Raw genomic sequence first — 17763 nt, 5'->3', positions numbered from 1 at the left:
CGCGAGGAGGGGCCATGGCGCGGGAGGACACGCTCAGGGCGTTCGTGGAACGGGTGGTGCCGGGCGGTTGGGCCGCGGGGGTGGGCGACTTCATCGCCGCCTCGGGCGCCGACCTCGCCCCGCTGACCCTGCTCGACGGGCGCCACACCGCCGAGGAGGAGGACCGGCTGCTGGCCGATGACCCGGGCCTCGCGGACCTGGTGCGGCTGTGCGCCCAGGGCTACTGGGGCCGCCCTGGCCAGGCCTGGGAGGCCATCGGCTACCGCGCCGCGCCCGAGGGCGACGCGCCGTTCGCCCCCGACGACACCCCGCCCACCCTCGCCGTCGAGGACGCCACGGGCCCCTACGACGCCGTGGTCATCGGCGCCGGCGCCGGCGGCGGCGTCGTGGCCTGCGTGCTCGCCGAGGCGGGGCAGCGCGTGCTCCTGGTGGAACGCGGCCCCTGGCTCACCGCGCACGACCTGGCCCCCGACCATCTGCGCAACCAGCGCGTCATCCCCGGCTACACCGACCGCTACGACCCCCCCGCGGGTCCCCCTGCCGAGGGCAACCCCCGCGTCTCCGCGGGCCCCGGCGGCGATGTGACCGTCACCCCTGGCGACTCACGCTGGTCCAACAACGCCATGACCGTCGGCGGCGGCACCCGCGTCTACGGCGCGCAGGCGTGGCGTTTCTGCCCCGAGGACTTCGCCATGGCCCGCACCTACGGCGTTCCCGACGGCAGCTCCCTGGCCGACTGGCCGCTCACCTACGACGACCTCGCGCCCCACTACGACCGCGCCGAGTGGGAGATCGGCGTCTCGGGGGACCCCGATGGCAACGTCCACGCGGGCCCGCGCACCCGCGGCTACCCCATGCCGCCGCTCGCCCCCAACGGCACCGCGCGCCCGCTCGCCGAGGGCGCCCGCAGGCTCGGCCTGCGCACCTCGCCCGTGCCGCTGCTGATCAACTCCGTGCCGCGCGACGGCCGTGGCGCCTGCGTGGGCTGCGCGACCTGTGTGGGCTTCGGCTGCCGGGGCGACTTCAAGAACGACACCCGCAACACCGTCATCCGGCGCGCCCTGGCCACGGGCCGCTGCGACCTGATGACCGGCGTCCAGGCCGGGTATCTGAACGCCGACCCCCGCTTCCCGCGGATCACCGGCGTGACCCTGTTCGCCGAGCGCGGCGGCGAGGTCGTCACGCGCTCGGTGTCCGCCTCCCGCTTCGTCCTGGCCGCCGGGGCGGTCGAGACGCCGCGGCTGTTGTTCAACAGCCGGGCCGAGGGCGAGGGCGCCGGGATCGGCAACGGGCACGACCAGCTCGGGCGCCACCTCCAAGGCCACGTCTACGCGGGCGCGTTCGGCCTGTTCGACGAGGACGTGCAGGACTGCGTCGGCCCTGGCCCCAGCATCGCCACCAACGACCACCGCCACCACAACGACGGCATCGTCGGGGGCGGCCTCCTGGCCAACGACTTCGTGCCGACGCCCCTCCAGACCTATGCCACCCTGGCGCGGCTCGGCGTCATCCCCGCGACGGGGGCGGGCGCGCGGGACGGGATGCGCGACCTCTACCGGCGCCTCGCGCTGGTCACCGGGCCGATCCAGGAGATACCGAACCCCGCCGCCCGCGTCACCGTCGACCGGGCCACCCGCGACCGCTTCGGCATCCCGGTGGCCAGGCTCGGCGGCACGACGCACCCCGAGGACGCGCGCACGGCGGCGTTCCTCGCGGACAGGGCCGCCGAGTGGCTCGCCGCGAGCGGCGCGCGGGCCGTCTTCCCCCATGGCGCGCCGCCGATCGGGGTGCCGAGCGGCGGCCAGCACCAGGCGGGCACCTGCCGGATGGGCGAGGACCCGGCCACATCCGTCACCGACCCTTGGGGGAGGGTCTGGAGCATGCGCAACGTGTGGGTCGCCGACGCCTCCCTCCATGTCACCAACGGCGGCGTCAACCCCGTTCTCACGATCCTGGCGCTCGCCCACCGCGTCGCCGAGGCGGTCGCCCGCGCCTGACTCCCTTGGCTCGGACGGGAGTTCGGCGAGGTGGGCGGGGTGGAGGTGGCGTTGCGCGGCGGCGGACGCAAAGGTTACGGTTTCACCAAGTCCGCGGTCAGGTCTCGCCGTCGCGCGCCGCCCCGGCGCCCGCGCGAGGGCGCGCTGCACCGGTCCGGAAGGGGACGTCGGCCATGGCGCACCGCGTGCGAGACCTTCGAAGTCCCACGTCAAGGCCCGGTGGTTCGGCCGCCCTTCCGCTGACGGACGATCCGCCGCGCTGGCCCGAGGGCCAACGGGTCGTCATCTCGGGGCTGCCGGGCAGCGGCAAGTCCACGCTGATGCGCCGCACCGCCGAGGCGCACCGCTCGGTGCTGCTGATCGACGCTCAGGAGGTCAGGGAGCGTTGGGAGGGCCGCCTGCCGCGCTGGCTGCCCTACGCCGTCTACCGCCCCGCCGCGCGCCTCGCGCACTACGTCAGGCTTTATCGCGCGCTGCGCTCGGGCCGTGGCGTCCTGGTGCACGACTGCGGGCGCACGGCCTGGGTCCGCCACTGGCTCGGCCGCGACGCCGGGCGCCGCGGCACGGGCTTCCACCTGGTGGTGCTCGACGTCGCGCCCGAGACGGCCCTGGCCGGGCAGCGCGAACGCGGCCGGAGCGTGTCACGGCGCGCGTTCGCCCGCCATCGGCGCGCGGTGGCGCGCCTGGTGGCGCAGCTGGAGGCCGGGCGCCTGCCGCGCGGCTGCGCCTCGGCGACGCTGCTCGACCGGGAGACCGCCACGACCCCGATCTCGCCACCGCCCCCCGGCGATCACGCCACCGCGTAGAGCAGGGCGGCGAGGGCGAAGCCCATCAGGGCGATCGTGCTCTGCATCACCGTCCACGTCTTGAGCGTCGTCTTGACGTCCATGTCCATGAACCGGCCGACGAGCCAGAACCCCGAGTCGTTCACATGGCTGGCGATCACCGAGCCCGCCGCCAGGGCGAGCACCAGCGCGGCCAGCGCCACCGAGCTGAACTCGCCGCCGTCGACCAGCGGTTGGACGAGCCCCGCGGCCGTCGTGAGCGCCACCGTGGCCGAGCCCTGGGCCACCCGCAGGGCACCGGCGATGATGAACGCCGCGACCACGACCGGCAGTCCGATGTCCGACAGGCTCTCCGAGAGCGCCTCCCCGATGCCGCTGGCCCGCAGCACCGCCCCGAACATCCCGCCCGCGCCCGTGATCAGGATGATCGAGCAGACCGGGCCGAGCGCGGACTCCGTCAGCTTCTCGACCAGGTCGGCGCCGTAGCCGCGGCGAGGGCCCAGCACATAGCCCGCCACCAGCACGGCGATCAGCAGCGCCACGGGCGCCGAGCCCACCGCGCGAGCCAGGTTGAACCAGCCCTGCTCACCGCTGAGCCAGCCCGCGGCGCGGGCCGCGTCGAGCCCGGTGTTGACGAAGATCAGCACCAGCGGCAGGAGCAGCAGCAGGACGACCGTGGTGGGCCGGGGCGGGTTCTCGTCCATCTCGCCGTCCGCGCGCGGGCCCCCGGCCAGGATGTCGGGCACGGGCAGCACCAGGCGCTTGCCCACCCACAGGCCGTACAGGTAGCTGGTCAGGTACCACGTGGGCAGGGCGATGACCAGGCCGAACACGACGACCAGGCCGATGTCCGCGCCCAGCAGCTCGGTCGCCGCGACCGGGCCAGGGTGCGGCGGCAGGAAGACATGCATCACGGAGAACGCCCCGGCGACCGGCAGCCCGTACCGCAGGATGCCGCCGCCGAGCCGCCGCGCGACCGCGAAGACGATCGGCAGCATCACGACCAGGCCAGCATCGAAGAAGATCGGAAAGCCGAAGATCAACGAGGCGACGCCGAGCGCCAGCGGGGCCCGTTCCTCGCCGAACCGGCGTATCAGCGCGTCCGTGAGCGACCGCGCGCCGCCGCTGACCTCGATCAGCCGCCCGAGGATCGCGCCGAGCCCGACCAGCAGCGCGACGTTGCCCAGCGTGTCACCGAAGCCGCCGGTGAGCGTCGGCACCACCTGCTCCGAAGGGATCCCGGTCGCGAACGCCGTGAGCAGGCTGACCCCGACCAGGGCGAGGAACGCGTGCAGATGGAGCTTGATGATCGAGAACAGCAGGACCGCGATCGCCGCGCCCGCGATGGCCAGCAGCGGCCCCGTGGACATCGTCTGTACCCAGGCATCCTCGTCCGACATGCCGGAACTCCCTCGTTCGGCTGATCGATTCGCCGGCGGAAACTATCAGCCGCGCCCTGGGTGGCGAAAGGGGTCGCCTGGCGCCTCGGGTGGCCGACCCGGCGCCGCCGTGCGACCGTGGGGGATGATGCGTGCGATTACGGTGCAACCCAGACAATCCGGCTCGCTGCGGGTGGACGAGGTCCCCGAGCCCGCCCCCGCCGACGGCGAGCTGCTCGTCGACGCGCTCGCCATCGGCGTGTGCGGCACGGACCACGAGATCGTCGCGGGCGACTACGGCGCCGCGCCCCTGGGGCACGACCGCCTGGTCATCGGCCACGAGTCCCTCGGCCGCGTCCGCGCCGCGCCACCCGGCAGCGGCTTCACCCCGGGCGACCTGGTGATGGGCGTGGTCCGCCGCCCCGACCCCGAGCCGTGCGGGGCGTGCCGACGCGGCGAGTTCGACATGTGCCGCAACGGCCGCTTCACCGAGCGCGGCATCAAGGAGCGCGACGGCTACGCCAGCGAGAGCTGGACGATCGAGCCGGACTACGCGATCCCGCTCGACGCCCGCCTCGAACGCGTCGGCGTGCTCATGGAGCCCACCTCCGTGGTCGCCAAGGCGTGGGAGCAGGTCGAACGGGTCGGCGCCCGCGCGTGGTTCGACCCCCGGCGCGTGCTGGTCACGGGCGCGGGCCCGGTCGGCCTGCTCGCCGCCCTGCTCGGCGTGAAACGCGGCCTCGACGTGCACGTCCTCGACCGCGTCTCCGAGGGGCCCAAGCCGGGACTCGTCGCCGACCTGGGCGCCACCTACCACACCGAGGACGCCGCCGAGGTCGCCGACAAGGTGCGCCCCGACATCGTCATCGAGGCCACGGGCGCGGGGCCCGTCGTGCTCGACGTGCTGACCGGCACCGGCGGCTACGGCGTCGTCTGCCTCACCGGCGTCTCATCCGCCGGCCGCCCGCTCGCCGTTGACGCGGCCTCGCTCAACCGGGAGCTGGTCCTGGAGAACGACGCCGTCGTCGGCTCGGTCAACGCCAACCCACGCCACTACCAGCAGGCCGCCCAGGCCCTCGCCCACGCCGACCTCGACTGGCTCGACCGCCTCATCACGCGCCGCGTCCCGCTGGAGCGCTGCCAGGAGGCGTACGAGTCGCGCCCCGGCGACATCAAGGTGGTCGTCACCCTCGACGGCGCGGGCCAGAGCTGAGGCCACGAGCCCCCGTTCAGAAGTCGAAGCGTCAGAAGCCGAAGCGTCAGAAGTCGTAGTCGTCGACGTTCCCCTCCTCGAACACCGTCGGCGGCCCGAGCACCACCACCCCGTCGGCGCCGATCGTGTAGTCGCCCAACTCGCCCGCGGTGAACGTCTCCCCTTCCGCGCCCGTGATCTGACCCGACGCCAGCGCAGCGCCCGCGTAGGCCGCCAGATAGCCGAGCTCGGCCGGGTCCCACAGCGCGAACGACTCCACCGTCCCGTCGTGCACGTACTCCCGCATCTGGTTGGGCGTCCCCAGGCCCGTGAGCGCCACCTCCCCCTGGAACTCCGAGCCCGACAGATAACGGGCCGCCGCGGCCAGGCCCACCGTGGTCGGCGAGATGATCCCCGCCAGATCCGGGTACGAGCGCAGCAGACCCTGGGTCTCCTGGAACGACTTCTCGTCCTCGTCGTTGCCGTAGGCGACCGTGACCAGCTCGATGTCCGCGTACTCGGGCGCGGCCAGCTCCTCCTCCATGAGCGCGATCCAGGCGTTCTGGTTGGTGGCGTTCGGCGTCGCCGACAGGATGGCCACCTCGCCCTCGCCGCCGATCTGTTCGGCGATCAGCTCGACCTGGGTGCGCGCGATGTCCTCGGCCGTCGCCTGGTTGACAAACAGGTCACGGCACCCGGGGTTCGTGTCCGAGTCGAACGTCACCACCCGCGCCCCCGCGTCCCGCGCGCTGTCCAGGGCCCCGCACACCGCGTTGGGGTCGTTGGCCGCCAGGGCGATCACATCCGTGCCCTGCTGCGACAGCGTGTTGACGTGGCTCACCTGGGACGAGGCGCTCGCCTCCGTCGGGCCCGACTCCTTGTACTCGCCGCCGAACTCGCCCACCGCCGTCTCGCCGCCGCCGTCGGCGACCGTGAAGTAGGGGTTGTTGACCTGCTTGGGCAGGAACGCCACCACCAGGTCGTCCCGCAGCGGCGCGTCCGGGTCCGCCTCGCCCGTCGGGCCGCCACGGTCCTCGGGCTCGGCGTTCTCGTCCCTGGTCGTCCCCCCGCACGCCGCCGTGGCGAGCAGGGCCGTCCACGCGACCGCGGCCACGCCCACCCGGGACGCGCCGCCCCGGCGGCGACCGCGGCGATCACTGCGCAGCATCATCCGAACTTCCTCTCGTGAGTTCCCTCGTGCCGGTCCTTCCGCGCGAGCCGCGCCCTGGCCATCGCCACGGCGTTCGGCACCACCACCGAGACGATCAGCAGCGAGCCCGTCACGATGTCGAGCGTGTCCGCGGCCACGTCGGCCAGCTGCAACGCGTTCCGCAGCACGCCGAGCAGCAGCACCCCGGCGCACACCCCGGCCAGCGTCCCCCGGCCCCCGAAGATCGACACCCCGCCCAGCAACACCGCGGCCACCACGGCCAGTTCGAGGCCCTCGCCGTTGTCGGCCCGCGCGCTCGCGTAGCGCAGCGTCCAGTACACGCCCGCCAGGCCCGACACCGCCCCGCACACCACGAAGAGCCAGAACTTCCGCCGCGCCACCGGGATCCCCGAGAAGCGCGCGGCCTCCGCGTTGCTCCCGATCGCGTACAGCTCACGCCCGAACGGCGTCGCGTGCAGCACCACCCCGAACGCCACCGCGAGCAGCGCCGTGCCCACCATCGCCCACGGCAGCGCCCCGCCCGGCGCCGTCTCCACCGCCGCCGACGTCCAGTCGCCGGGGAAGTCCGCCACCGCCTGGTCGCCGAGCACCACGAACGCCAGCCCCCGGTACGCCGCGAGCGTGCCGATCGTCACCGCGAGCGACGGCAGCCCGAACGCGGTCACGAACACCCCGTTCACCGCGCCCAGGACCGCGCCGAGCGCCACCGCCGCCACCACGACCAGCTCGAGCGGCCACCCCGACAGCCACAGCTGCCCCATCACCGCGCTGCACAGGCCGAGCGTGCTCGCCACCGAGAGATCGATCTCGCCCGTGATCACCACGAGCGTCATCGGCAGCGCCACCAGGCCGATCGCCACCGCGTCGAGCAGCAGGAACTGCGCGTTGCGGCCCGTCGCGAAGCCGTCCACCAGCAGCGCCGAGCCGAGCACCACCAGCAGCAGCGCGCTCACCAGGGCCGCGTCCCAGCGGCGCGGCACCCACGCCGTGCGCCGCCTCCCGCGCCCCGCGCCCGGCCGCCGCTGCGGGCTCGCGTAGAGCGAGTCATGAGCCATGGGTCGCCTCCCTCTCCCCGCGCCGACCGGCGTCCTGACCTGCCGCCGCGTCGGCCGCCGAACGGGCCGCCGCGCGTCTCGCCGTCCGCGCCGCCAGCGCCCGGTCAAGACCGATCGCGGCCAGGATCAGCCCGCCCACCGCGGCCTGCTGCCAGAACGGATCCACGCGCAGCACCGCGAGCGAGCTGCCGATCGTGGTGAGCAGCAGCGCGCCGATCGCCGCCCCGTAGGCCGTTCCGCTGCCCCCGAAGATCGCCACGCCACCCACCACCACGGCGGCCACCACCTGGAGCTCCATGCCGCTGCCCACCGTCGCGTCGACCGTTCCGTAACGGGCCGCGTGCAGTACCCCCGCCAGGCCCGCGAGCGCCCCGCTCACCACGAACGCCAGGAACACCCGCGCGCCCACCGGGATCCCCGAGAGCCGCGCCGCCGCGGGCTCGGAGCCGATCGCGTACAGCTCGCGCCCCACCCGGTACGAGCCGAGCCACGTCGCCACCACGAGCAGCACCGCGGCGGCCACGAGCGCGAGCACCGGCACCCCGAGGACCGTCGCGGTCCCGAAGTCCAGGAAGGAACGCGGCAGATCGGCCGCGTTGATCTGCTCGCCCGACGCCCACGAGTGGTCCACGCCGCGCAGCACGTACAGCGTCCCCAGCGTGATCACCAGCGCCGGAACGCGCGCCGCGGCGATGAGCGCGCCGTTGAGCGCCCCGCACAGCGCGCCCAGGCCCACGCCCGCGAGCACCGCCACGACCAGCGGCGTCCCTGGCGCGGCGACGAACAGCTTGCCCGTCGCGAACGCCGTCAGGCCGAGCACGGAGCCCACCGAAAGGTCGATGTTCCGGGTGACGACCACGACCGTCTGGCCGACCGCGAGCACCACCAGGATCGAGGCGCTCAGCAGCACGTCGCGGATCGACTGGGACGACAGGAAACGGGAGTTGTCGGCGGCCGTGAACGCCACGAGCAGCGCGAGCGCGAGCAGCACGCCCAGCTCACGGCGGGCCCGCAGCGCCGTCATGCGCCACCCTCCCGCTGCCCGGTGGCCGCGAACATCACCGACTCCTCGGTGGCCCGCCGCCCCGGCAGCTCCGCCGTCAGCTGCCCCTCGCGCATCACCAGCACCCGGTCGGCCATCCCGAGCACCTCGGGAAGCTCGGACGACACCATCACCACCGCCATTCCCTCGTCGGCGAGCCCCGACATGAGCCGGTGCACCTCCGCCTTGGTGCCCACGTCGATGCCGCGGGTCGGCTCGTCCACGATCAGCACCTTCGGCGAGGTGGCGAGCCACTTGGCGAGCACGAGCTTCTGCTGGTTCCCGCCCGAGAGCGTGCCCACCGCGTCGGTCGGCCGCCCGTGCTTGACCCGCAGCCGCTCGGCCCACTCGGCCGCGGCCCGCCGTTCGCCGCGCCCCGACAGCAGCCCGAACCTCGCGAGCGGACGCAGCCGCGTGAGCGTGGCGTTGCGCTCCACCGAGAGCTCCATGACGAGCCCCTGCTGTCTGCGGTCCTCCGGCACCAGCGCGACCCCCGCCGCCATCGCGGCGGCGGGCGAGCCGGGCGGCAGCCGCCGCCCGCCCACCCGCACCTCGCCCCGGTCATAGCGGTCCACGCCGAACACCGCCCGCACCACCTCGCTGCGCCCCGCGCCCACGAGCCCGGCCAACGCGACGATCTCGCCCGCCCTGACCTCGAACCCGATGTCGGAGAACGCGCCCGCGCGCGACAGGCCCTTGACGTCGAGCACGACCTCGCCCGGCTCGTTCGCCCCGGGCTCCCTGGGGTAGAGCGCGGACACCTCGCGGCCGACCATCCGCCGCACCACCGTCTCCACGGTCAGGTCCGCGACCGGGTCGGTGGACACCCACGCCCCGTCGCGCATCACGGTGAGGTCCCGGCACAGCGTGAACACCTCGTCGAAGCGGTGCGAGATGAACAGCACGGCAGCGCCCCGCTCGCACAGCCCGCGCACCACGGCGAAGAGCCGCCGCACCTCCACGCCGGTGAGCGCGGCGGTGGGCTCGTCCATGACGAAGACCCGGGCGTCGAGGGAGAGCGCCTTGGCGATCTCGACGACCTGCTGGTCGGCGATCGACAGGCCACGCGCCTGCCGCTCGGGGTCGACCGCGACCCCGAGCCGCGCGAACAGCTCCTCCGCGGCCCGCCGCATCGCCGCGCGATCGATGCGGCCGAGGCGGGCGGTGGGCTGACGGCCCATGAAGATGTTCTCGGCGACGGAGAGATCGGGGAAGAGGGTCGGCTCCTGGTGGATGACGGCGATCCCGGCGGCCTTGGCATCGGCGGGGCGGTGCAGCTCGACGGGGCGCCCTTCGATCTCGACGCCACCCGCGTCGGGCCTGTGCACCCCGGCCAGCATCTTGACGACGGTGGACTTCCCGGCGCCGTTCTCCCCGACGAGGCCGTGCACGACCCCGGGATCGAGCCCGAACGAGACGCCGCGCACGGCGGCGACGGCACCGAAGGACTTGCTGACGTCGCGGAGTCGGAGGAGGGACAAGGGGCTCTCCTTGGTGTTCCGTGACCTGACGTGAAACGTTTCGTGAAACGATTCAAAGGGTGTGCGGAGGAACATAGGGGCGACCCCGACAGGTGTCAAGATCCCTCGCACCCACGGGTGTTGGTTCCCCCGCCGGAGGCGGAAAAGGGTGGGTGGGTGGGGAAACGGCCTCCCGGCCGGAGGCCGGACCGCACCACGGCACCCCGGCTCCCCGGAGGGTTCCGCTCATCGCGCCGGAGGCACGGTCAGCAAGCGCGTGAACGCCGTGATCTCCGGGGGTTCGCCCACCGGGCGGCCCTCCGCCTCGACCCACGCGTGCGCCGCGAACGGCGGCGTGCGCACACCCGTGCACCACGTCGGCCACGTGCCGCGCAAGCGGCAGAGCAGGGCGGTCGCGAGGGAGCGTTGCAGGCAGTAACGGCCCGAGCAGAACGTACTGGTGCCGGTGACGTCCCGGCGCGCGGCCAGCGCCTGCTCATGGCTCGCGGGCGCGGCGCCCCGGCGCGCCACGCGCAGCAGCGACGTCAGGCGCGCGGGGGAGAGATGCGCGAGCAGCCGCGCGACGGCCACCGCCGCGTGCGCGGCGACGCGGCGGCGCAGCGGCGGCCTTGCGGCGGACGAGGGCAGCACCTGGCTCACGCGGGCACCACGAGCCCGGCGCGGGTGAGGTGGTCGAGGAGCGCGGCCACGTCGGCGCGGGCGCGTTCGGTCGTGACCGGGCGGGTGGCGGCCAGGCGCCCCGCGATCTCCCCGGGCGCGGCGCCCGCGAGGAGGTCGCGCAGGACGAGCGCGCCGGTGGCGTTGAGCTGGTAGTAGCGCCCGCTGCGCCCGTCGAGCAGGACCGTCGCCCCCTCGGTGTCGGCGGCGGTGACGTCAGCGCGCAGCTTCAGGGGTCTGGGGGGCTTGTCCGGCAACGTCCTTCTCCTCGTCGTGTCGAACGCCTCGTCGAACGTGGTGTCGAACGTGGTGTCGAAGGTGGGCGGGTACGGGGTGCGCCTCGATGTCGCGCAGCCAGGACTCGACCCCGAGGGTCTCCTCCAGCTCCGCCGCCCCCGCCGAGAGCAGATCGGGGCTCGACACCGCGCGGTGCAGGGCCCGTTGGTCCACGAGCCCGGCGGCGGCCAGGCGCGAGTCCTCGGCCCACCCGGCGAACACCGCCCGCCCGGCCCGCAGTCCCGCGAACCACTCCGGCTCGCAGTGGTCCTTCGTCGTCCGCGCCCGGATCGCGTCGGGCAGCACGCCGCGCATCGCCTCGGTCAGCAGCGGCTTGTAGGACCAGGGGGTGCAGACCTCGTCGGGGCGCAGGGCGAGGCAGGCGTCGAGCACGGCGTCGTCGCAGAACGGGGCGTCGAGGGGCAGGCCCCATGCGGCGGTTCGGTGGGCGAGCCGCGCGGCGGTGCGGCCGCCCTGCCGCAGCTGGCGGATCCAGCCGTGCAGGTGGCGTTCGGCGGCCAGCGGCTCGGCGTTCTCGGCCGCGGCGTCCATCAGGTCGCAGAACAACGTGGTGGCGCGGTCGTTCGCCCAGGCCGGGAGCCGGGGGCGCATGCCCCAGCCCGGGGGCTCGGTCAGGGGCGCGGGGGCGGGCTCGCCCGCGCGCAGCACGCGCGACGCGCCCGCGAGCCACCGGGCGTAGGAGCCTCGGGCGAGCAGCATGCGCGCGCTGTCCGCCAACGACCAGCGCTGGCGCGCCCGGTGGGCCGCGGTCCGGCGCAGCGCGGCGACGGGGCGGCGGCGCAGCAGCGCGTGCAGGTACGAGGCGGGCGGCGTCGCGGCATGGTCGCCGCCGAGGCCCGTGAGCCGCAGCGTGGCGCCCTTGGCGCGCAACGCCTCGCCGATGAGCCGCTGTTGAACGCGGTCCCGCAGCGCCGTCGACGGCTCGTCGTCCGGGTCGTCGGGCTCGTCGGCCCCGGCGAACAGCGGCGGCAGGTCGCGCGGCTCGAACACCAGCCGCGCGATCCGGGTGCGCCTGGCCAGCGCGGCGGCGGCGCGTTCGGCGTAGCGGGGGTCCTCGTTGGCCGGGTCGGACCAGTGCAGCGTGGCCGTGGCAAGCTCGGCGCCCTCGGCGGCGGCGAGGAAGCACAGCGAGGTGGAGTCGAGGCCGCCGGAGAGGTCGGCGGCCAGGGTCCGGCCCGGATCGACGCGCAGCGCCACCGCGGCGCGCAGCGCGTCGTGGACGGCCGACGCGCCCTCGGCGAGGGGGAGTTCGCCCGGTGGCGGGCTCCACCACGCGGTGGTGGCCGCCCCGCCCCGCCGGTCGATCGTCAGGGCGTCCCCCGCGGGCACCTCGCGCACGCCGCGCCAGGGGGTCGCGCTGTCGAGCGGGTGGGGCAGGCTGGGGCCCGCGAGCCGCGCGGCCAGGTGGGCGGGGTCGGGCTCGGCGCCGATGAGCCAGGCCAGCGTGCGCGCCCGGTCGGCCGCGACGGTCATCCCGTCCAGGGTCGCCCGGTACAGGCGCCGCGCGCCCGAGGCGCTGCCCCGCGCGTAGACCTCGCCCGCGTGCGAGGCGAGCACATGGAAACGGCCCACCGCGCCCCGGACCGCGCCCTCCGCGTCGGATGCCGAACGGACCGCCGCGGCCCTGGCGTTCAACGCCTCAGGGCCGAGCGAGCACGGGCCCGTGACGGCCAGGCGCGTCTCGCCCGCGGTGGCGAGGACGAGCTGCTCGTCGCTCCAGCAGCCGACCAGCCACGGCCGCCCCGACGCGTGGGGGACGGTCCGGCAGTGGCGCCCGCGCAACGCCCGGAGCGCGGCGGGCGCCGCCCCGTGGTCAGGGAGGACCACGAACCAGCACCCGCCGCAGGGCTCGCTCAGTACCACCGCAGCCCGTTGCCCTCGGGACGTGTGTACTGGTAGAGGGCCTGGGTGTCGGCGCTGAACTCCCCGACCTCCACCATCAGCGGGGTCTCGTACACCTCGGTGGGCTCCGCCTGTTCGACGTCCTGTGACTCGTTCACGGCAACAACCTCCTGATTGCGACACGGAGATGATCGATCGCGCACCGTCACGTTAAGCGGGGGGCGGAGGCCACACAAGCGCGCCAATGCGCCAACTGTTGCGCGGGAAGAGGGCAGTGGTGGGTGGGGCCCGGGGGGTGCGCGGCGCGTGCGCCGCGGCGCGCGGTCAACGGCGCGCCCTGGGCGCTCTCTTCGGGCGAATGTCTCATCAACGGGCGATCTCCCGGCGTCTGGTGGTGCTAACTCCACCCGCCCTCGGCGGTCTAGGCGGCTGGGGGAGCGTGGGCGGGCGCGACAGGGTGGAACCATGACGCCGATGACTTCCCCCGACACCTTCCCCCGCGCCGCCGCCCCCGCTCCGGCGGCGGCCCGACCCCCGTCCGCCGCCGTCCGGTTCGGCCGCGAGCTGGGCTATCTCGTGAGCTCGCTGCCGATCGGCGTCGTGTCCTTCACGGTCGGCTTCCTCGGCCTCGCGGCGGGCGTCGCGACCGTGATCGTCTACCTCGGGGTGCCGATCCTGCTCGGCACGCTCCTGGCGGCGCGCGGCCTGGCGCGCGGCGAGCGCCGCCGCGTGGAGTCCGTCACCGGGCGCCCGCTTCCGCCGCACGTCTACCGGGAGCGGGGCGACAGGAGCGTCAAGGGGATGATCGCCGCGCTGGCCGAGCCGCAGGCGTGGCGGGATCTGGCGCACGCGATCGTCTCGTTCCCGGTGCGGATCGTGAACTTCTGCCTCACGGTGACCTGGGTCCTCGGCGGCCTCGGGATGCTGCTCTATGTGACGTGGTCGTGGGCGCTCCCCGAGGACGAGGAGACCGGGCTGCTCGACCTGACGTACGACATCTCGTCGGAGAGCGCGAACATCGCCTTCACGACGGGCCTCGGACTGGTCGCGCTGCTGACCGCTCCGCTGGTCACGCGCGGTCTCTTCCTGCTGAACGCGTCGATGGCGCGCGGCCTGCTGACGAACCCCCACGCGGCCTCGCGGCTCGCGGCGGAGGAGTGAGGACGGCCACGGGCTCCTGACACGCGACACACTCTGTGTTGAACAAAGTGTGCCCCGTTTCAGGAGAGACCCCGTCCCCGCGTAAGCGGGGCATAAGCCCCAGCGAGCCTGCTGAACGACGCGCGCCCCCGCCCCGGACCGGCCCGCTCCATAAGCTCAACGTGCGCGCGGTGAACGACGAGAGCGGCGGCCAGGGCAGGCCCGAAGGGTGCGCGCCACCTCAGCCGACCACCGGGAAAACGGCCGCCAACGAGGGACGCGGCCGCGCCCGTTCGGCGAACGGTCCAATCCAGCGACGAGGCCGACCGTTTACCGGGACGGCCGGTCACCCGACGCCCCCTCCCCCGTAGGTGCCCTCCGTAACCCGCACCGCCCCACACCCGACACTCGGCGGACGGCGAACGGGAGGACGTCCAGCCCGTAGCCGCCCCCACAGCCGCCCGCAGGGCCCCCGCCAAACCCCCGCCAGGGATACCCTGAGGCGTGTCGAGCCCACCCCAGCGCTCCGATGCGCGCCGCAATCGCGACCTGCTGCTGACCAACGCCCACGCCGTCTTCGGCGAACGCGGCACCGGGGCCTCGTTGGGGGAGATCGCCCGCCGCGCGGGCGTGAGCGCCGGGACGCTGTACCGCCATTTCCCCACGCGCGACGCCCTGTTGGCGGCCCTGCTGCGCGACCGGATCGACGCGCTCGTCGCGCGCGGCGAGAGCCTGCTCCGCTCGGAGTCGCCCCACGAGGCCCTGGCCGCCTGGCTGCGGTCGCTCACCCGCAGGACGACGGTCTACCCTGGCCTGCCCGCGACGCTGCTGGCCGCGACCCGGGACGAACGATCGCCGCTGCACGCGCCCTGCCACGCGGTGACCGAAACCGGTCTGGCCCTGATCGAACGCGCCCGCCACGCCGCCGCGATCCGCACCGACGTGCCGCCACCCGACATCCTGGCCCTCACCAGCGCGATCGCCTGGCTCACCGAGCACACGGGCCCTACCGACCACACGGACCACACGGACCACACCGACCACACGACGGACGCGCGGGCGCGGGCCGACCGCCTGGTCGCCCTGGTCATGGCGGGCCTCACGAGCCCCCGGCCGCCAGCAGCCGTTCCGCCAGCGCGCGACAGCGCTCCCGCAGCTCAGGAGGGTCGAGCACCTCGAAGTCGTGCCCCAGCAGGACCACATGCATGAGGACGAAGTCCAGGCTGTCGGAGCCGCTGACCAGCTCGCACAGGCCGTCCCCGCGCGCCCGCACGACCGCCGCGGTCGCCGGGATCTGCCGCCGCACCGTCTCGGCCGACGCGCGCACCAGGAAACGCGCCTGGTGCGCGTAGACCCGGCTCGCCACCCCCTCCTGCACATACGCCGCCGCGTCGGGCGCGGGGCGCGGGTGGAAGTGCCAGGTGCGGGCGGCCACCTCGCTCATCCGGTCCACCCGGAAGCTGCGCCAGTCGTCGCGGTCGAGGTCGTGCGCGAAGAGGTACCAGCGCCGGGCCGACGCGACCACGCGGTAGGGCTCGACCCGCCGCTGTCGCGGCTCGCTCCCCGGGGACGCGTAGGCGAACCCCACCTCCACCTCGTCGCGGCAGGCCCTGGCCAGCGCCATGACCACCTCGGGGTCGACCGGCGCGCGGCCCCCCTCGAAGAAGTCCACCGCGTGGGAGAGCGCGCGCACCTGGTGCCGCAGCCGGGTGGGCAGCACCTGGTCGAGCTTGGTCAACGCGCGCAGCGCCGCCTCGCCCGCCCCCGCGACCGCGCCCCCCGCCCCGGCCAGCAGCGAGACCGCGGTGGCGATCGCCTCCTCGTCGTCGAGGAGCAGCGGCGGCAGGTCACGCCCCGGGCCGAGCTGGTAGCCGCCGCCGACGCCCAGGGCGGCGTGCACCGGGTAGCCGAGCGCGCGCAGCCGCTCGACGTCGCGCCGCACGGTGCGCGGCGTGACCCCGAGGCGTTCGGCCAGCTCGGGCCCGGTCCAGACCCGGCGCCGTTGCAGCAGCCCGAGCAGGGTGAGCACCCGCTCCGTCGTCCCGAGATCGTCACCACGCGCCGCCCCGTCCATGCCGTTCACCCTGCCAGAGAAGCGTGGAAAGCGGACCGCTCCTGTCCGCCTTGCCTGCCAGGGTGGCCGCATGAACGATCGCTCCGAGGTGTGCCTGCTGCGCGACCTCTACACCCACACCCACCCCACGACGAACGGAGCACTCCGATGAGCCGCCACATCCAGGTCACCTTCGACGCCCACGACCCGGGGGCGCTTTCCTCCTTCTGGCGCGACGCGCTCGGCTATGTCCATCCCGCCCCGCCGGGCGTCGAGCTGCCCGAGGGCGCCGATCCGCTCGCCGCGTGGGACGAATTCCTCGAACGGGTCGGGGTTCCCGAGGAGGAGCGCGACGCGAGGTCGGCGATCGAGGACCCGGACGGGCAGGGCCCCCGGCTGTTCTTCCAGCGGGTGCCGGAGGGCAAGGTCGCCAAGAACCGCGTCCACCTCGACGTCCGCGCCGCCCCCGGGCTCGAGGGCGACGAGCGGATGGCCGCGCTTGAGGTCGAGTGCGAACGCCTCGTCGCGCTGGGCGCCACGCGAGTGCACCGCACGGACCCCGAACCCCCCATGGAGCACGGCTTCATCGTGATGACCGACCCCGAGGGCAATGAGTTCTGCCTGGACTGACGCCGCGCGCGGCCCCCACCGGGGGTCATCCCCGCGCGCGGCGCCACTTCCGCAGGCTGACCATCTCGCGCGGCGGCGTCTCCTTGCTGCCGACCTCCACATAGGAGACCTCGGCGGCGTAGACGCTGCCCTCGGAGTCGACGGCCACGCTGTGCGGCCAGTTGAAGCGGTCAGGCTCCTCGCCTGGCAGGTCCGCGCCGAGGGAGGCGACCCTGCGGCCCTCGCGGTCCATGACCCGGATCCGGTGGCCCAGGTTGGGGACGCCGTGCTGCACGGGCGGCGGGCCCTGCTCGGCGACATAGACGTTGGTGTCCTCGCCCCGGCCCGCGCAGACGGCGACCGCCTTGTGGGCGTGCCAGGCGGCGACGAACTCCCCGTCGAGGGAGAAGACCTGCACGCGGTGGTTCTCCCTGTCGCACACGATCACCGCGTCGTCGCCGAACATGGCGACGTTGTGCGGCAGGCTGAACTGCCCGGGATCCGTGCCGGGTTCGCCCCACGACGCCACATGGCGGCCCTCCGCGTCGAAGCGGTGGACGCGCGAGTTGCGGTAGCCGTCGGTGACGAAGACATCCCCGGTCACCGGCGAAATCGCCACATCCGTCGGCCTGTTGAACGGCTCGCCGCTCTGGAAGCCGCTCGGCTCCCCGCTGCCAAGGGTCAGCAGCGCGGTGCCGTGCCGGTCGGTCTTGGTGATCCGGTTGCCCAGGTCGTCGACCAGCCACAGCCGGTCCTCGTGGTCCACGGTGATCGCGTGGGCGCGCGCGAAGCGGCAGCCCTTCCAGCGCGGCATCAGGTTGCCGTACGGGTCCTCGAACAGCTCGGTCCCGGCGAACGGCGTCTCGTTGCCCCACATGTCCACGACGTTCCCGTCCCGGTCGAAGACCAGCACGGGCATGTTGCCCCGGTTGAAGACATAGACGCGGTCCTGGGAGTCGACGGCGACGGACGTGGCCTCCTTGAGCCAGATCCCGTGCGGGATCTTCGCCCAGTAGGGCACCGGCTCGTACCTGGTCTCGGCGGTCGCGGGCCCGACGGCCAT

Annotated in this window: 17 protein-coding genes; 6 read left to right on the top strand and 11 right to left on the bottom strand. The window is 74.4% G+C overall.

What is annotated here, in order from left to right:
* The first annotated feature begins 14 nt into the window (after positions 1-14).
* The gene (locus D7318_RS09750; protein WP_120696500.1) at positions 15-1997 is read left to right on the top strand and encodes a GMC family oxidoreductase; all 1983 of its coding nucleotides are present in this window, start codon (positions 15-17) and stop codon (positions 1995-1997) included.
* Between the two features lie 5 nt (positions 1998-2002).
* Complete coding sequence (locus D7318_RS09745; protein ID WP_408055466.1) at positions 2003-2803, top strand: AAA family ATPase; 801 nt, start codon at positions 2003-2005, stop codon at positions 2801-2803.
* Here D7318_RS09745 and D7318_RS09740 read toward each other — a convergent pair.
* Positions 2788-4182, bottom strand: a complete 1395-nt coding sequence (locus D7318_RS09740; RefSeq protein ID WP_120696498.1) for a GntP family permease — start codon at positions 4180-4182, stop codon at positions 2788-2790. The two genes, D7318_RS09745 and D7318_RS09740, sit on opposite strands and share 16 nt — an antisense overlap.
* Positions 4183-4309: 127 nt before the next feature.
* Here D7318_RS09740 and D7318_RS09735 point away from each other — a divergent pair, with 127 nt between their 5' ends.
* Positions 4310-5374, top strand: a complete 1065-nt coding sequence (locus D7318_RS09735; protein WP_120696497.1) for a glucose 1-dehydrogenase — start codon at positions 4310-4312, stop codon at positions 5372-5374.
* Positions 5375-5420: 46 nt separating this feature from the next.
* On the opposite strand, the gene rhaS is transcribed toward D7318_RS09735, so the two are convergent.
* The 8 genes from rhaS to D7318_RS32755 form a co-directional block, all read right to left on the bottom strand.
* A complete protein-coding gene (rhaS, locus tag D7318_RS09730) occupies positions 5421-6524 on the bottom strand; it encodes a rhamnose ABC transporter substrate-binding protein (RefSeq protein ID WP_220729589.1) in 1104 nt (367 codons plus the stop codon).
* Positions 6521-7579, bottom strand: coding sequence for an ABC transporter permease (locus tag D7318_RS09725; RefSeq protein ID WP_120696496.1), 1059 nt, complete (start codon positions 7577-7579; stop codon positions 6521-6523). Before D7318_RS09725 ends, rhaS begins: the two co-directional genes overlap by 4 nt.
* Positions 7569-8603, bottom strand: coding sequence for an ABC transporter permease (locus D7318_RS09720; RefSeq protein WP_120696495.1), 1035 nt, complete (start codon positions 8601-8603; stop codon positions 7569-7571). Before D7318_RS09720 ends, D7318_RS09725 begins: the two co-directional genes overlap by 11 nt.
* The gene (locus D7318_RS09715; protein ID WP_408055465.1) at positions 8600-10102 is read right to left on the bottom strand and encodes a sugar ABC transporter ATP-binding protein; all 1503 of its coding nucleotides are present in this window, start codon (positions 10100-10102) and stop codon (positions 8600-8602) included. Before D7318_RS09715 ends, D7318_RS09720 begins: the two co-directional genes overlap by 4 nt.
* Before the next feature lie 225 nt (positions 10103-10327).
* A complete protein-coding gene (locus D7318_RS09710) occupies positions 10328-10741 on the bottom strand; it encodes a lasso peptide biosynthesis B2 protein (RefSeq protein ID WP_120696493.1) in 414 nt (137 codons plus the stop codon).
* Positions 10738-11016 (bottom strand): lasso peptide biosynthesis PqqD family chaperone, encoded by a 279-nt coding sequence (locus D7318_RS09705; protein WP_230423584.1) that lies wholly within the window; start codon positions 11014-11016, stop codon positions 10738-10740. Before D7318_RS09705 ends, D7318_RS09710 begins: the two co-directional genes overlap by 4 nt.
* Positions 10976-12883, bottom strand: coding sequence for an asparagine synthase-related protein (locus tag D7318_RS09700; RefSeq protein ID WP_120696492.1), 1908 nt, complete (start codon positions 12881-12883; stop codon positions 10976-10978). The genes D7318_RS09705 and D7318_RS09700 overlap by 41 nt, the downstream gene beginning before the upstream one ends.
* A 26-nt stretch (positions 12884-12909) precedes the next feature.
* Positions 12910-13056, bottom strand: coding sequence for a lasso RiPP family leader peptide-containing protein (locus D7318_RS32755; RefSeq protein ID WP_183091340.1), 147 nt, complete (start codon positions 13054-13056; stop codon positions 12910-12912).
* A gap of 316 nt (positions 13057-13372) precedes the next feature.
* On the opposite strand from D7318_RS32755, the gene D7318_RS09690 reads away from it, so the two are divergent.
* Both D7318_RS09690 and D7318_RS09685 read left to right on the top strand, forming a co-directional pair.
* On the top strand, positions 13373-14059 hold the full coding sequence (locus tag D7318_RS09690; RefSeq protein ID WP_183091339.1) for a sensor domain-containing protein: 687 nt from the start codon (positions 13373-13375) through the stop codon (positions 14057-14059).
* 483 nt (positions 14060-14542) lie between these two features.
* A complete protein-coding gene (locus D7318_RS09685; RefSeq protein ID WP_120696489.1) occupies positions 14543-15247 on the top strand; it encodes a TetR/AcrR family transcriptional regulator in 705 nt (234 codons plus the stop codon).
* Here the strand turns inward: D7318_RS09685 and D7318_RS09680 are convergent.
* On the bottom strand, positions 15138-16112 hold the full coding sequence (locus D7318_RS09680; RefSeq protein ID WP_120696488.1) for a helix-turn-helix transcriptional regulator: 975 nt from the start codon (positions 16110-16112) through the stop codon (positions 15138-15140). The two genes, D7318_RS09685 and D7318_RS09680, sit on opposite strands and share 110 nt — an antisense overlap.
* A 147-nt stretch (positions 16113-16259) precedes the next feature.
* On the opposite strand from D7318_RS09680, the gene D7318_RS09675 reads away from it, so the two are divergent.
* Positions 16260-16721 (top strand): VOC family protein, encoded by a 462-nt coding sequence (locus tag D7318_RS09675; protein ID WP_120696487.1) that lies wholly within the window; start codon positions 16260-16262, stop codon positions 16719-16721.
* A gap of 25 nt (positions 16722-16746) precedes the next feature.
* Here D7318_RS09675 and D7318_RS09670 read toward each other — a convergent pair whose 3' ends face one another.
* A complete protein-coding gene (locus tag D7318_RS09670) occupies positions 16747-17763 on the bottom strand; it encodes a peptidyl-alpha-hydroxyglycine alpha-amidating lyase family protein (RefSeq protein ID WP_120696486.1) in 1017 nt (338 codons plus the stop codon).

It is taken from the genome of Streptomyces radicis (assembly GCF_003626575.1).
Classification (GTDB): domain Bacteria; phylum Actinomycetota; class Actinomycetes; order Streptomycetales; family Streptomycetaceae; genus Streptomyces; species Streptomyces radicis.
This window is presented reverse-complemented; position numbering and strand designations above follow the sequence as displayed.